This window comes from Povalibacter sp. (assembly GCF_036520495.1).
GTDB lineage: Bacteria > Pseudomonadota > Gammaproteobacteria > Steroidobacterales > Steroidobacteraceae > Steroidobacter.
In genome coordinates, this window is sequence record NZ_DATDJO010000067.1 from 24,767 (window position 1) to 39,069 (window position 14,303).

At 62.7% G+C, this 14,303-nt stretch carries 10 protein-coding genes; 7 read left to right on the forward strand and 3 right to left on the reverse strand.

Translation table 11 applies throughout. The features are described 5' to 3' along the window. Positions 1–19 precede the first annotated feature (19 nt). From putA to VIZ63_RS22770, 3 genes are all read left to right on the forward strand, one after another. On the forward strand, positions 20–3,154 hold the full coding sequence (gene putA / locus VIZ63_RS22760; protein ID WP_331612111.1) for a bifunctional proline dehydrogenase/L-glutamate gamma-semialdehyde dehydrogenase PutA: 3,135 nt from the start codon (positions 20–22) through the stop codon (positions 3,152–3,154). A 291-nt stretch (positions 3,155–3,445) separates the two neighbouring features. Then, positions 3,446–3,934, forward strand: coding sequence for an LEA type 2 family protein (locus VIZ63_RS22765; RefSeq protein ID WP_331612112.1), 489 nt, complete (start codon positions 3,446–3,448; stop codon positions 3,932–3,934). Between the two features lie 81 nt (positions 3,935–4,015). Continuing rightward, the gene (locus tag VIZ63_RS22770; RefSeq protein ID WP_331612113.1) at positions 4,016–4,735 is read left to right on the forward strand and encodes a hypothetical protein; all 720 of its coding nucleotides are present in this window, start codon (positions 4,016–4,018) and stop codon (positions 4,733–4,735) included. Between the two features lie 86 nt (positions 4,736–4,821). On the opposite strand, the gene VIZ63_RS22775 is transcribed toward VIZ63_RS22770, so the two are convergent. Together VIZ63_RS22775 and VIZ63_RS22780 are read right to left on the reverse strand one after the other, a co-directional pair. Beyond that, positions 4,822–6,252 (reverse strand): aldehyde dehydrogenase family protein, encoded by a 1,431-nt coding sequence (locus VIZ63_RS22775; protein ID WP_331612114.1) that lies wholly within the window; start codon positions 6,250–6,252, stop codon positions 4,822–4,824. Positions 6,253–6,445: 193 nt separating this feature from the next. Further along, positions 6,446–7,462 carry a sugar kinase gene (locus tag VIZ63_RS22780; RefSeq protein ID WP_331612115.1) on the reverse strand — a complete coding sequence of 339 codons (1,017 nt, stop codon included), beginning with the start codon at positions 7,460–7,462 and terminating at the stop codon, positions 6,446–6,448. 331 nt (positions 7,463–7,793) lie between these two features. Here VIZ63_RS22780 and VIZ63_RS22785 point away from each other — a divergent pair, with 331 nt between their 5' ends. The 4 genes from VIZ63_RS22785 (at position 7,794) to VIZ63_RS22800 (ending at position 13,696) form a co-directional block, all read left to right on the forward strand. Continuing rightward, positions 7,794–10,637, forward strand: a complete 2,844-nt coding sequence (locus tag VIZ63_RS22785; protein WP_331612116.1) for a TonB-dependent receptor — start codon at positions 7,794–7,796, stop codon at positions 10,635–10,637. Positions 10,638–10,716: 79 nt separating this feature from the next. Beyond that, positions 10,717–11,175: a cupin domain-containing protein gene (locus VIZ63_RS22790; protein WP_331612117.1), complete on the forward strand. Its 459-nt coding sequence runs from the start codon at positions 10,717–10,719 to the stop codon at positions 11,173–11,175. Between the two features lie 11 nt (positions 11,176–11,186). Then, positions 11,187–12,104 carry an alpha/beta hydrolase gene (locus tag VIZ63_RS22795; RefSeq protein WP_331612118.1) on the forward strand — a complete coding sequence of 306 codons (918 nt, stop codon included), beginning with the start codon at positions 11,187–11,189 and terminating at the stop codon, positions 12,102–12,104. 11 nt (positions 12,105–12,115) lie between these two features. After that, positions 12,116–13,696 (forward strand): carboxylesterase/lipase family protein, encoded by a 1,581-nt coding sequence (locus VIZ63_RS22800; protein ID WP_349261259.1) that lies wholly within the window; start codon positions 12,116–12,118, stop codon positions 13,694–13,696. Between the two features lie 125 nt (positions 13,697–13,821). On the opposite strand, the gene VIZ63_RS22805 is transcribed toward VIZ63_RS22800, so the two are convergent. After that, positions 13,822–14,028, reverse strand: a complete 207-nt coding sequence (locus tag VIZ63_RS22805) for a hypothetical protein (RefSeq protein WP_331612120.1) — start codon at positions 14,026–14,028, stop codon at positions 13,822–13,824. Between the last annotated feature and the right edge of the window lie 275 nt (positions 14,029–14,303).

Genomic DNA, 14,303 nt, shown 5'->3' on the forward strand with positions numbered 1-14,303 from the left:
TTCAGGGATCGTAAGTTCCATGGAAATGCCGGCTTTCCGAGCGCTTGCCGCCGAACGCACCGCCATCCGCTCGCTGTATTACGCGAGCGAAACCACCGTCATCCGGAATCTGCTCGCACGTTACGGCACATCGCCCGACGAACGTGCGCGCATTGCGTCGATCGCGCGCCGCTTCGTCGATCGTGCCCGCGAGCGCCGCTCGGAGCGCGGCCTGCTGGAGACATTCCTGCAGGAGTTCGGTCTGTCCACCGACGAAGGCATTGCGCTGCTCGGTCTCGCCGAAGCACTGCTGCGCGTTCCCGACAGCGCCACCGCGGACAACCTGATCGCCGAGAAAGTCCGCTCCGGTTCATGGGCGAAGCACGACTCGCAATCCGACTCGGCACTCGTCAACGCTGCGACGCGCGCACTGATGCTCGCCGGCAGCATCGTGCAACTCGACGGCGAACTGGGCGGAGAACGCGGCGGCTTACTGCGGTCGATGGTCCATCGCCTCGGCGAGCCCATCGTACGTACGGCGGTGCGTCAGGCCATGCGGATCATGGGCGGCGAGTTCGTGCTCGGCAGGACGATCGACGAGGCGGTGTCGCGCGCTGCGAGCGACGGCGAAATTGCCTCGTTCGACATGCTGGGCGAGGGCGCGCGCACGGCCGCCGATGCGCGCCGGCATTTCGAGTCCTACCTCCACTGCATCGACGCGACCGGCAGGGCAGTCAAAGGTGATCTGCATGCCAAACACAATGTGTCCGTGAAGCTCTCGGCCCTGCATCCGCGCTACGAGTTCGCGCAGAAGCAGCGTGTGCTCCAGGAACTGCTGCCGCGACTGACGACGCTCGCAATTGCGGCGCGCGACCATGACGTCGGCATGACGATCGACGCGGAGGAGGCGTCACGTCTCGATCTGTCGCTGGATCTGATCGAGGCGCTCGCGCGTGACCCGGTGCTGGGAGCCTGGCAGGGTCTTGGCCTCGCTGTGCAGTGTTATTCGAAGCGCACGCCGGCGGTCATCGACTGGCTGATTGCGCTGGGTCACGAGACGGGTCGCCGGTTCATGGTGCGGCTGGTGAAAGGCGCCTACTGGGACACCGAGATCAAGCGCGCACAGGAAACGGGTGTGCGCGACTACCCGGTATTCACGCGCAAGGTGAACACGGACCTTGCGTATCTCGCCTGCGCCCGTCAGGTGCTGGCGCATCCCGATGTCATCTATCCGCAGTTCGCGACTCACAACGCACACACCGTGGCCGCGGTGCTGGAGATGGCGGGCAGGCGTCGCGATTTCGAGTTCCAGCGACTGCACGGCATGGGCGAGTTGCTGTACGCGGCGGCTCGTGAAGTGGTGCCCGACCTGCCGCAGGTGCGCATCTATGCGCCGGTTGGCGCACACAAAGAATTGCTGGCCTACCTCGTGCGGCGTCTGCTGGAGAACGGCGCCAACTCATCGTTCGTCAATCGCTTCATGGACGAACGCGTTTCCCCTGAGCAACTGATCGAAGACCCAGCACACAAGGTGTCTGTCATGACGTCGATTCCGAATCCGCATATTCCGTTGCCCGCCGAACTGTATGGCGCATCGCGTCGCAACTCCCTGGGTCTGGATCTGAGCGATCCGTTGGAAGTTCAGTCGTTGCAGGCGGCGCTCGTGGCTCTGCGCGGCGAGATGCGTGCTGCAACGCCGATCGTGTGTGGCGCGCCAATCATCGGTCCGCGAGAAACCGTGACGAATCCAGCGGATCGCAACGAACCGGTGGGCCACGTCGTGGAAGCCACGGCTGACGATGTCGGCCGCGCAGTAGCGGCGGCAGCGAAGGCGCAGCCCGCCTGGGATCGCCGCGGCGCGGACGAACGAGCTGCGATACTCGAACGTGCAGCCGATGCATTCGAGGCAGGCCGCGAGCTGCTGATTTCGCTGCTCGTGCGTGAGGCCGGCAAGACACTGGTCGACGCGATTGCCGAAGTGCGCGAAGCAGTGGATTTCTGTCGCTACTATGCAGCGCAGGCACGAATTCAGTTCGGCGCACCTCGGCAATTGCCCGGGCCGACCGGCGAACAGAATCTGTACAGCCTGCATGGCCGCGGCGCCTTCGTCTGCATCAGTCCCTGGAATTTTCCGCTGGCGATCTTCACCGGCCAGGTCGTGGCTGCGCTCGCCGCCGGCAACACGGTGCTGGCAAAGCCGGCCGAACAGACGCCGCTGATTGCGGCGCGTGCAGTCGAGTTGCTGCACCAGGCGGGTGTGCCAGTCGATGCGCTGCACCTGCTGCCGGGACGCGGCGAAGTCGTGGGTGCGGCGCTGGTGGCCGATGAGCGCATCGCCGGTGTGGTGATGACGGGCTCGACGGCGACCGCCAAGCTCATTGCCCGCACGCTCGCGATGCGCGAAGGACCGATCGTGCCCCTGATCGCCGAGACCGGCGGACAGAACGCGATGTTCGTGGACTCGACCGCCTTGCCGGAGCAGGTCGTCGACGACGTGATCCGTTCCGCCTTTCATTCGGCGGGACAGCGCTGCTCGGCGTTGCGCGTGTTGTATCTGCAGGAAGAAGTTGCGGACGGGATCATTGCCATGATCCGCGGAGCGATGGACCAGCTGAAGATTGGCCATCCCGCCGATCTTGCCACCGACGTCGGCCCGGTCATCGACGCGCAGGCACGCGATCAATTGCTCGCGCACGCGCAGCAGCTGCATGACGTGGGCCACCAGCTGCATGCAGTGAAGCTCAGCGATGCGTGTGCGTCGGGCACGTTCGTCGCTCCACATCTGTTCCTGCTCGATTCCGTAACCGAGCTCAAGCAGGAGCACTTCGGCCCGCTGCTGCATGTGATCCGTTACCGGCAGCCGGACCTGCAGCGTCATCTCGATGAGTTGCACGCCACCGGCTTTGGTTTGACGCTGGGCGTACACACGCGCATCGATGCCGTCGCCCGCAACATCTTCGATGCCTCGCTCGCCGGCAATGTCTACGTCAATCGCAACATGATCGGCGCCGTCGTTGGCGTACAGCCCTTCGGCGGTCATGGCCTGTCGGGAACGGGCCCGAAGGCGGGCGGCCCGCTGTACCTGCAGCGTTTCGCCACCGAGCGCACGCTGACGATCAATACGGCGGCGACCGGAGGCAATGTCGCGTTGCTGCGAATGCAGGCGGACGACTGAGCATCGCGAGTCGGGAATTTCTGCCTGGAACTATGGCAGTTACTCGAGTACCGCAGCAGAGAAGACGAGGATCTCCACGGGGTAGCAGGGGGAAACACGGGGTGGAAGAATCGCGTTCTTGTCGCCTTTTCCTGCCCCGTGTCACCCCGTGTACCCCGTGGATACTCTTTATCTTTGGATTCGGAGTCCCGTCACACACGCCAACGGGAGTGTGCTGCTCACGGAATATCCTGATCTGTGGACCGCTTTGCTCGCGCACAATGCGGCAGTTCCCGCCGTTGGAGAGATTCCATGCACCGCAGGCGTCGCTGGTTCGCTGGGTTGTTGACGGTCATCCTGATCGGACTGAGCGCCTGCGCCAGCATGCCGGGTCGCGATCCATTGCAGGTGACGGTGGCGGGCATCGAGCCATTGCAAGGCCAGGGCATGGAACTGCGGATGATGGTGAAGCTGCGTGTACAGAATCCCAATGACGCCGCCGTGACCTACAACGGCGTCGCTCTGGAAATGAACGTGCAAGGCAAGAGTTTCGCCAGCGGCGTGAGCCCCGAAGGCGGCACCGTACCGCGCTTCGGCGAGACCATCGTCAGTGTGCCGGTCACCATCTCCGCATTCCGCATGATCCGCCAGGCCATCGGCATCATGCAGGGCGGCGGCACCCACAAGATTCAATACGAGATGAAGGGCAAGCTGAGCGGTTCGACGTTCAGCACGAATCGTTTCTCCACCAGGGGTGAGTTCGATCTGCCCGCAGGCGCCGTGCCGGCGGAAGACACTTGAAACCGTTCTGCAGCGTTGCGTCGTCGAACCGGTTCGGGTCTGATGGGTCCTATCGGACACCAACAACTCTTCGGGTGACGCTTGACCAAGTTTCGATTCCCGTCCGGCTTTGCTGCCGCGACCGGAGCTCTGCTGCTCTGCTTTGCCCCCATGTCGATGGCTCGCTACAGCGCCGCACCCCCCAAGGGCGTGGACCTCAGCGGCAACTGGCAAGTCAACGTGGCCAGGAGCGACGATGCCGAGCGGTTGCTGCAAGAGCGGCTCGATGAATTGCGCAAGCAATACGAACGGTGGATGCGCGATGCACGCCGCACGGACGCGCTGGGAATTCCGCCTCTGGGAATGCCTCAGCCCCCACCGGAAGAGGAAGCCGTCACTGCGCCGCCGAAAAATCAGCCGCCGCAGAAGCGCACTCCGCGCCGTAACGACAACCTGCGCCGCATGCTGAATGTGTCCGACACGCTCGTCATCACGCAGACGGGCGCGACCATCGACATCGTGTCGGAGCTGGACAATCGGCGTTTCCAGGCCGGCAGTGAGAGCCAGGTGTCGATGCCCACCGGAGAACTCGCCGACTCGACGATCGGTTGGGACGGCCAGTGGTTCGTGATCGAACGCAAGGCACGCAGGGGCCCGCGTGTCATCGAAAAGTATCGCTGGCTGAAGAAGACCGATCAGCTCGAATCCGAACTGAAATGGAGCGGCGACACACTGCTGTCAGGCATCAAGGTGCATCGCATTTACGACCGCATGCAGAGTGCGCCACCTGCGCCGGATCCGAATGCGGGACCAATCAGGTAGCAAAGAAAATTGACAATTGATAATTCGGGCGCCTGCGCTTCCGGCTTTTTCAGCTTCTGGAATTGTCAATTATCAACTGTGAACTGTTAATTGTTGCCGTATCCCATCACCGCCTTCACTTCCAGGAACTCCCTGAGTCCCTCGCGCCCCCATTCGCGGCCATTGCCGGATTGCTTGTAGCCGCCGAAGGGCGCGTTCGCATCGGTCGGGGCGCCGTTCAGGTGGATCATGCCGGCGCGCAGTTTGCTGCCGACGCGGCGGGCATGCTCGATATTTCCCGAGTACACGTAGCCGGACAGGCCGTACACCGTGTCGTTGGCGATGCGGATCGCCTCTTCTTCGGTCTGGTACGGAATCATGCACAGCACCGGTCCGAAGATTTCCTCGCGCGCGATGGTCATGTCGTTGTTCACGTTCGCGAACACGGTGGGTTTGATGAAGTAGCCCTTGTCGAGACCGTCGGGTCGACCGGGACCCCCGGTGACGACAGTGGCTCCTTCCTCGATGCCCTTCTTGAGCAAGGCCTGAATCTTGTCGAACTGGGTCTTGCTGGACACCGGACCCATGTTCACGCCCTCGGCCTTCGGATCGCCGACCTTCGTTTTCTCAGCGACGGCCTTGGCGATCTGCACGGCCTCGGCATACAGTTTTGCCGGCACCAGCATGCGCGATGGTGCATTACAGGACTGCCCGGTGTTGGCCATCATCGAGAGCACGCCCGTCTTCACGGCCGCGTTCAGATCGGCGTCCTCGAGGATGATGTTCGCTGACTTGCCGCCGAGTTCCTGCGACACACGCTTCACCGTCTCGGCTGCCGCTTTCGCCACGAGCACGCCGGCGCGCGTCGAGCCGGTGAAGGAAACCATGTCGATCCCGGGATGATGCGAGATCGCTTCACCCACGCCGGGGCCATCGCCGTCGACCATGTTGAACACACCCCTGGGTACGCCTGCTTCTTCCATGATTTCCGCGAAGACGTGCGCGCTCAAGGGAGCGATTTCACTCGGCTTCAGCACGATTGTGCAGCCTGCGGCGAGGGCCGGGGCGACCTTGCAGGCGATCTGGTTGATGGGCCAGTTCCAGGGCGTGATGAGTCCGCACACACCCACCGGTTCGCGTCGGATGCGCGTGGTGCCCAACTGCTCTTCGAACTCGAAGTCCTTGAGCGCCGCCAGCGTGGAGGCGAAATGTCCGGGACCGCTGCCGGCCTGGGCACCTAGCGCGAGCTTCATCGGCGCACCCATCTCGTCCGAAATCGCCTGGCCGAGGCGCGACATGTGGGATTGGAAAACTTCAAGGATCCGCTCGAGCAGTGCGATTCGTTCCTCACGCGAGGTTTGAGAAAAGCTCTCGAACGCCCGACGCGCCGCCTGGACCGCAGCGTCCACGTCCTCGGGCGTGCCCAGCAGGATCTTGCCCACCGCTTCCTCGGTGGCTGGATTGATTACGTCGATCTCTCGGCGACCAGCAGGGGTGACCCAGGCGCCGTCGATGAAAAACCGTCTGAAGTCGTACATGGTAGAGGCTCCGAGGATGAGCAGCGCTGAAAGCGGGCGGTCATCATAGCGGAGGGAAGTGGGGATCAAGAGGGCCGACTGGCCGACTGGCCGACTGGCCAACTGGCCAACTGGCCAGATGAAGAAGTCGGATTTCACGTCTGGCCAGTGAGCCGGTTGGCCAGTGAGCCGGTTGGCCGGCCAGCCAGTCAGCCTATCTCCTCACATCCGTCTGTACCTCGGAAAGAAACAGCTCGATGTCGCTGACGCCGAGCAGGTTGAAGTCGCCAGGGATCGTATGCTTGAGACAGCCGGCCGCGGTGGCGAAATCAACCGTTGCCTGCGGGCTCAGGCCGCGGATCAACCCGTGCAGAATGCCGGCCGCGAATGCATCGCCAGCGCCGATGCGATCGACGATACCCTGCAGCGGATACGGTCGTGTGGTGAATACGTCTTGCGCGGTGTGCAGGGTGCCGGCGAGTTGCTGCGAGTCGGCGCTGTGGCGCGTGCGTTCGGTATAGGCAATCCACCGCAATGCCCTGAATGTTTCGAACGCGACGGCTGCGGCCTTGCGCCGCTTCTCGGTAGCGGACACGTTTCCGGCGTCGAACCCGAGCATGAAGGCGAGATCGCGATCGTCGCCGAAGATCAGATCGGCGTGCTGGCACAGCTCGCTGAGGATCTTCGGCGCCTGCGCCGAGCGCGTACCCCAGAGTTTCGCGCGGAAATTGCAGTCGAAGGACACGTTCACGTTCATTGCCCGCGCCGCGCGCATCGCGAGTAGTGCGGCCTCGGCGGCGGCCGCACTTACCGCGGGTGTAATGCCGGAGATGTGCAGCCACTGAGTGTCCTGCAGCAGACTCTTCCAGTCATGCGTCTCGGCAGGGGCGAGCGCGAACGCAGACTGTGCGCGGTCGTACAGGACTTCCGCAGGACGCTGGCCGGCTCCGTGAGTCAGGAAATACAACCCCATGCGGCCTTCGCGAAACTGCACGGCGCCGATATCGACGCCATGGCGCTGCAATTCACCGATGCACGAATGGCCCAGCGCGTTGTCCGGCAGGTTGCTCGCAATGGCGGTGCGATGTCCCAGTCTGCTCAGGGACACTGCGACATTCGCCTCGGCACCCCCGACATGGGCCTCGAAGCTGCCGCTTTGCATCAGCAACTGCTTGCCGGGCGCCGACAACCGCAACAGAACTTCGCCGAAGCACAGAATGGATCTGCTCATAGGTCGCGAAACGTACCCCGAAAAGCGTTGATTTGTATGCATGGCTGCACTCCGACAGCCGGCAAATGCTTCTTGCGATGCATCATCCTGCCCGTGCGCAGGCTGTTGCGAAATCACCAACCGCGACGGTCTTGCCGGCCGATATGGTGCTCTGCTAGCCTCCGATTGTCACCGGTGTCATTTGTGTGTCGTGGTTTTTTGCCACCGGTGTCAAGAATACGGCTTTCAGATCGGATAAGCGCCCGAAGGCGCTGGTGGGGGAAGGTGCAATGCGTGCCCTGGCACAGCGAGCGCTGCCCCCGTTCGTGGCAACGATGGGGGAGTAATCAACATGCTGGCAGTCGATCGTAATCGCGCGACTCTTCGCGCATCGATTCGCGCAATCCTTGGCTTCGCGTCGGTTTCAATCGTCGGGGTAGCCGCTCAGGCGCAACAGGCTGCGCCGACTGAGGGCGCGCTCGAAGAAGTCATCGTCACTGGCTTTCGCGAGAGCTTGAATCTCGCTCTCACTGACAAGCGCGACGCGATCGGCGCCGTCGACTCGATTCGTGCCGAAGACATCGCGGATTTCCCCGATCTGAACCTGGCTGAGTCCATCCAGCGCATCCCCGGCGTCGCGATCGCTCGCGATGCAGGCGAAGGCCGTCAGATCTCCGTGCGCGGTTTGTCGCCTGAATTCACGCGCGTACGCCTGAACGGCATCGAGGCAATGTCCGCCAACGGCGGCACCGACGCGGCGGGCGGCACAAACCGTACGCGCGGCTTCGACTTCAATACGTTTGCGTCCGAGCTGTTCAACAGCATCACCGTGCACAAATCCGCTGCGGCGGATCTGGAAGAAGGTTCGCTCGGTGCGACCGTCGACCTGCGCACCGCCCGTCCCTTCGATTACGACGGTCTGCAATTCGTCGTCTCGGGTCAGGGGCAGTACAACGATCTGATCGAAGATGTGAGCCCGCGCGCGTCCATGTTGCTGAGCAACACCTGGGGCGACGGTACCTTCGGTGCATTGGTCTCGGTGGCTTACACGGATCGCAAGCTGATCGACGAGGGCTCGAGCACTGTCCGCTGGGGACAGGCGAGTGCCAACGGAAATTTCGCACCCGCGTCCAACGGCGCCGGCGGCTATACGCTCGCGCAGCTGAACTCAGCGTTCGTGCCGCGCATTCCGCGCTATGACTACTACGAACACGAGCAGGATCGCCTCGGCATCACGGCCTCGTTGCAGTTCGCGCCGAACGACCGCTTCTCGTTGAACCTGGATACCGCCTACGCCGAGTTCAACGCCACGCGCTCGGAAATCTTCCTGGAAATCCCCAACTTCAGCGCCGCGGCGAACGGCATCACCGTGCAGGATGCGGTGATCGATGCGAACAACACCCTCGTCTACGGCGTGTTCAACAATGTCGACATCCGCTCCGAACAGCGCTTCGACGAGCTGTCGACCGAGTTCAAGCAGGCGACGCTGGACGGATCGTTCGCCATCACTGACACACTGACGGCTACCGCACTGGTCGGCTACTCCGAGGCGAATCACGAGAATCCCAAGCAGACCACGCTGCTGTTCGATTGGCTCGGATTCCCGCAAGTCACTTACGACTATCGCGGCAACAGCCGGCTGCCCCTGATCTCCTACACCGGTGGCGATCTCACCTCATCGGCGCAGGGTGTGCGTCCGCCGGCCGGTTCGCCGCAGACGTATCAGTCGAATGGCTGGTATCTTTCGCAGGTCCGACTGCGCCCGCAGACCACTGACAACGAGTTCCAGGTCGGTCAGATGCAACTGGAATGGGAGGCATCGGACGCGATCAAGCTGAAAGGCGGCGGTCAGTACAAGAAGTTCACCTTCGAAACGACGGAACTGCGCCGTTCCAACGGCACTACTGCCAACCAGGAAGCCACGATCCCGGGCAGCATCGCCGGCATTCCGATCTCGCAGTACGCAACGACGTTCAATCTCGGCAGGGGATTCAACGCACCTGCCGGCACCAACATGTCGTTCCTCGTGCCTGACATGAGCGTTGCTGCCGACCTGCTGGATCTCTACAACCCGGCCGCGTGGCCGATGGGTGCGGAGCCCTCGTTGGCCAACAATCGCGATGTCGAGGAAGAAGATCTCGGCGCGTTCGTGCAGCTCGACTGGAATACGCAGGTGTTCGATCGCACCCTGCGCGGTAACATCGGCGTGCGTTACGTGGAGACGACGCAGAACTCGAACGGCTACAGCTTCATTGCCGGCGCACCGGTGTATGTCGAAGCCGAGCGTACGTACGACAACACACTCCCCTCGTTGAACCTTGCGTACAACGTAACGGATGAATTCATCGTGCGCGCTTCGGCAGCAAAGGTGATGTCACGGCCCGGCCTCAACGGCATCAATCCGGGCGGCACGGTGACAGTGTCGGGCTCGTCGCGTGCGGCGACCCTGGGTAATCCGAATCTGGATCCCACGCTGGCCAAAGCGTACGACCTGGGTTTCGAATGGTATTTCGCCGATGAATCGCTGCTGGGCCTCGCCCTGTTCTACAAGGACGTGGGGAGCCGTCCCACCGGCACGAGCGTCACGGCCCCCTTCACGGGCAATCCGTTCGGTCTTCCTGACAGCGTCGCGATCGCGGCCTGCGGCGCCACGGCCGGATGCTCGCCGTCGGCGGATTGGACGTTCAATACCACGGTCAATGGCGACGGTGGCTGGCTGCGCGGTTTCGAATTCAGCTACCAGCAGCCATTCACGTTCCTACCGGGCGCTTTCGCCAATTTCGGCACGATCCTGAACTACACGTACACAGACTCGGAGTTCGAGTATCCCGTCGCCGTTTCCGTCGATCCGCGTGGATACCTCCTGGATCAGCTCGACGGTCTGTCGAAGACCTCGTGGAATGCGACGTTGTACTACGAGGTGGAGCGCTTCACCGCGCGTATCTCAGCGGCGTACCGCGACGAGTTCATCACGCGTCTGCCGGGACAGAACGGCAACAGCGTCGAAGGCACGCTCGAGACGCTGACGCTCGATGCATCGGCGCGGTTCTCGGTGACTGACAACCTGGATCTCACGCTCGAACTGCTGAACCTGACCGATGAGTTCCAGGATCAGTACGTCGATGTATCGAATCGTCCGAACTTCTATCACCACACAGGCCGCAACTACATTCTCGGCGCCCGTTACAAATTCTGAGGTTCTCCCCTGATCCTCAGTCTCTGCTGGCGTCGGGTCCTCGCGGGCTCGACGCCCTTTTTTTGTCTCTGGTGAGGCGATGACCGACTCACGACTCATTCTCGCGACAGTGGCGTTTGGCCTGCTCACCGCCTGCAGCGGCGATTCGCCGCAACCCGCATCCGCAGAGGCTTCGCGCCATGTTCGCAATCGCTACTTCCTCCGCGAAGACGCCGCGGTCACTCGCGAAGAGCCCGGTCCGCACGAAGGCGCCGGCACTACGACGGCCTATCGCTACTTCGACGACGTCGCGGATGCGAAGGTCATTTTTCGCAAACGCGCACTGCATCCAGGCTCATCGATCGGCATGCATGTGCTGACGCATGACGAGGTGTACTACGTCGTGAGCGGCCGCGGCGAGCTCTCAGTCGATGACACGAAAGTCGATGTCGGGCCGAACAGCGCCACGTTCATGCATGAAGGTGCGGACGTGGGCATCCGCCAGATCGGCGATGAGGATCTGGTGCTCATCATCGCCTACCCGCCGGCCGCGCCGTGATGAAGGTGTTGATGGCAGCAGCACTGGCGCTGGCGTCGTTGACGGCGCATTCGCTCGAGAATGCAGAGCAGGCATTACCTCTCTACCCGGGCGCGATTCCGGGTGCGATCGAAGCGCCGGACCAGGAGGCTTTGCGCGATCCCAGGGAGGCGTATCCCTTTCTGCTGAACATCTCGCGTCCGACACTGACGCCCTATCTGCCGCAGCAGCGGGATGTGAAGCGCGCGGCGGTGATCATTCTTCCCGGCGGCAGTTATCGAGGCCTCTCGATCGTGAAGGAGGGCAGCGAGGTGGCGAAGGCCTTTAATGCGATGGGTGTCGCCGCCTTCGTTCTCAAATACCGCACGCCCGATCCGATGCACATGCAGGATCGAACGCTGGGGCCGTTGCAGGACGTGCAACAGGCAGTGCGCATCGTTCGCGCACGAGCCGCCGACTGGAATATCGACGCATCGCGCATCGGCGTCCTCGGATTCTCAGCCGGTGGACACCTCGCCGCCACGGTCGCAACGCATGTCGACCCGGTGCTGCCAGCATGGCAGGGCGTGAACCTGCGGCCGGATTTCCTGATGCTCATCTATCCGGTGATCAGCTTCAGCGACCCGCTCGCGCACGCATACTCGCGCAGGATGCTGCTGGGAGATTCGCCCACACCAGACACCATCCGTCGGTACTCGAACGAGTTGCAGGTGACCGATGCGACGCCCCGGACGTTCATCGTTCATGCCGCGGACGATGCCACGGTGCCGGTGGGCAATAGCATCCGCTTCTTCGAAGCGCTGCAGGCTCATAAGGTGCCCGTCGAACTGATCGTGTATCCGGCGGGTGGTCATGGCTACGGGCTGCACAATGCGACGACCACCGATCGCTGGATCGATCGCGCCCGGCAGTGGTTGATGAGCCAGGGATTGCTCGGGAGCGACGAGTGACACGGAAACCGATGATCGGACGACGCGACTTGCTGCAGGTGGGTCTCGTCAGTGCAGGGTCGCTGCTCCTGCCCGCGACACTGTTCGCGGCGGGGCAGAAGCACGTCACCGCCACGACCCGCGGCGGCAAGGTGCGCGGCTACGTGGATCAGGGCGTGCGGGTGTTCAAAGGGATCCCGTACGGTGCCGACACTGCCACGCGTCGCTTTCGTCCCGCGTTACCACCGTCCGCCTGGAAGGGTGTGAAGGATGCACTCGACTATGGCCCCGCCTGCCCGCAAGCCGGCTCAGCGGAGACGATGAGCGAGGATTGCCTCGTGCTCAATGTGTGGACGCCGGGTCTGCGTGATGCGGCGAAGCGTCCGGTGATGGTGTATTTCCACGGTGGCGAGTTCAGCACGGGATCGGGATCGAGCCCGCTTTACGACGGGACGCGTCTGTGCCGCCGTGGCGATGTCGTCGTGGTCACCGTGAATCATCGGCTCAATGCCTTCGGTCATCTGTATCTCGGGCGCATCGGCGGTGCGGAATACGCATCGTCCGGCAACGTTGGCTTGCTGGATCTGGTGATGGCGCTCACGTGGGTGCGTGATCACGCCGCAGAGTTTGGCGGCGATCGCGATCGGGTGATGGTCTTCGGGCAGTCGGGCGGCGGCGCGAAGATCGCTTCGCTGATGGCCATGCCGGCGGCGCGCGGACTGTTTCATCGCGCCGCGACGATGAGTGGTCAGCAGGTCACGGCGTCCGGGCCGCATAGCGCGACGCTGCGGGCGCGGGCGTACCTCGATGCACTGAAGATCCCGTCGGGCGATCTGGAGCAGATCCATAGAGTCAGTGCCGAGGAACTCGTTGCAGCCATCAAGGCTCCCGACGCGACCCTCGTCGGCAGGTCGCTGTATTTCGGGCCGGTACTGGATCAGGTCTCGTTGCCGCGCCATCCCTTCTATCCGGATGCGCCGCCGCAATCCGCGGGCATTCCGATGATCATCGGCAACACCCGCGACGAGACGATCGCCTTCCTCGGCAATGAACCAGGCGTGCGCGAACTCACCTGGCAACAGCTGCCGGAGCGGCTGCTGCCGCAGCTGCACGTCGACATCGATCCGGACCACGTGATCGCGGAGTACCGGCGCCTCTATCCGCAGTATTCGCCGACAGAAGTGTTCTTTGCAGCCACCACCGCAGGACGATCATGGCGCGGCGCCGTCATCGAGGCCGAGCTGCGCGCCGCACAGGGATCACCCGTGTATACCTACCAATTGAACTACCGATCGCCGCTTGCGGGCGGACGATACGGCGCGATGCACACGATGGATATTCCACTGGTGTTCGACAACGTCGCGCAGCCCCAGTCGCTGACGGGGAGCGGGCCGCACGCGCAGAAGACGGCGGATCAGATGAGTGATGCTTTCATCGCGTTTGCGAAGACAGGCGATCCGAATCACGCGGGCATTCCGCAGTGGCGGCCTTACGAACTCGACAGGCGCTCGACAATGGTCTTCGACGCCGACTCGATGCTCGTCGATGACCCGCGCGGTGGCGAGCGCAAGCTCTTCGCGCAGGTGCCGTTCATACAGAGAGGGACTTACTGAAAAAGTGAATGTCGGGCGGCCCCGCCGGATTTCCTTTCAGTCACGAAGTGAGAGAAGTTTGACCATTGACGACTAGCAGTGACCGCCAGAAAGAAGTCAGTCGGCTTCCCGAGGAGAATCGGACCTCAAGCGTTTTTCTTATGACGCGCAATGAGTTCACGAATCTCCGGAACGAGCTCTTTCGGGACGTTCATGACGGTCATGGCAGACGAGTCGAACGCTGCTTCGTCTTCGGCCACAGCTTCTTCTTCCGACTGCGACTCGTAGTGCTTGAGCGCTCGCCGGACGCGTTCTTCGTCCCACCCTGGGGGAAATTTGCTGTGCTTGGTCATGTCTGCTTACGGCGCCTGCGCCGTCTATATGCAAGTAGCGGTTTGCCGCGAAGATCGTAGGCCGTGATCTCGAACACGCTGCCTGGTTCGGGAACCTTCCCGGCCTGGATAATCTTCGGCAGGCCGTTCAAGCACTTCCTCCGGCTCACGGACATCGTGCCCGTAAATGTGCGGAACGCTGGTTTGCGGATCAATGTAGTAGCGAGCGTTCACGGAGCGGAGTCCCTTGATCGGCGGGCACCTCCGCGTAAATAGAGGCTCTCGTGAGTGACGTC

Bases quoted from the DNA above. Each gene is read 5' to 3' on its own strand.
- VIZ63_RS22780 (WP_331612115.1), bottom strand. From the start codon at position 7,462: ATGAGCAGATCCATTCTGTGCTTCGGCGAAGTTCTGTTGCGGTTGTCG.
- VIZ63_RS22785 (WP_331612116.1), top strand. From the start codon at position 7,794: ATGCTGGCAGTCGATCGTAATCGCGCGACTCTTCGCGCATCGATTCGC.
- VIZ63_RS22795 (WP_331612118.1), top strand. From the start codon at position 11,187: ATGGCAGCAGCACTGGCGCTGGCGTCGTTGACGGCGCATTCGCTCGAG.
- VIZ63_RS22765 (WP_331612112.1), top strand. From the start codon at position 3,446: ATGCACCGCAGGCGTCGCTGGTTCGCTGGGTTGTTGACGGTCATCCTG.
- VIZ63_RS22800 (WP_349261259.1), top strand. From the start codon at position 12,116: ATGATCGGACGACGCGACTTGCTGCAGGTGGGTCTCGTCAGTGCAGGG.
- putA (WP_331612111.1), top strand. From the start codon at position 20: ATGGAAATGCCGGCTTTCCGAGCGCTTGCCGCCGAACGCACCGCCATC.
- VIZ63_RS22805 (WP_331612120.1), bottom strand. From the start codon at position 14,028: ATGACCAAGCACAGCAAATTTCCCCCAGGGTGGGACGAAGAACGCGTC.
- VIZ63_RS22790 (WP_331612117.1), top strand. From the start codon at position 10,717: ATGACCGACTCACGACTCATTCTCGCGACAGTGGCGTTTGGCCTGCTC.
- VIZ63_RS22775 (WP_331612114.1), bottom strand. From the start codon at position 6,252: ATGTACGACTTCAGACGGTTTTTCATCGACGGCGCCTGGGTCACCCCT.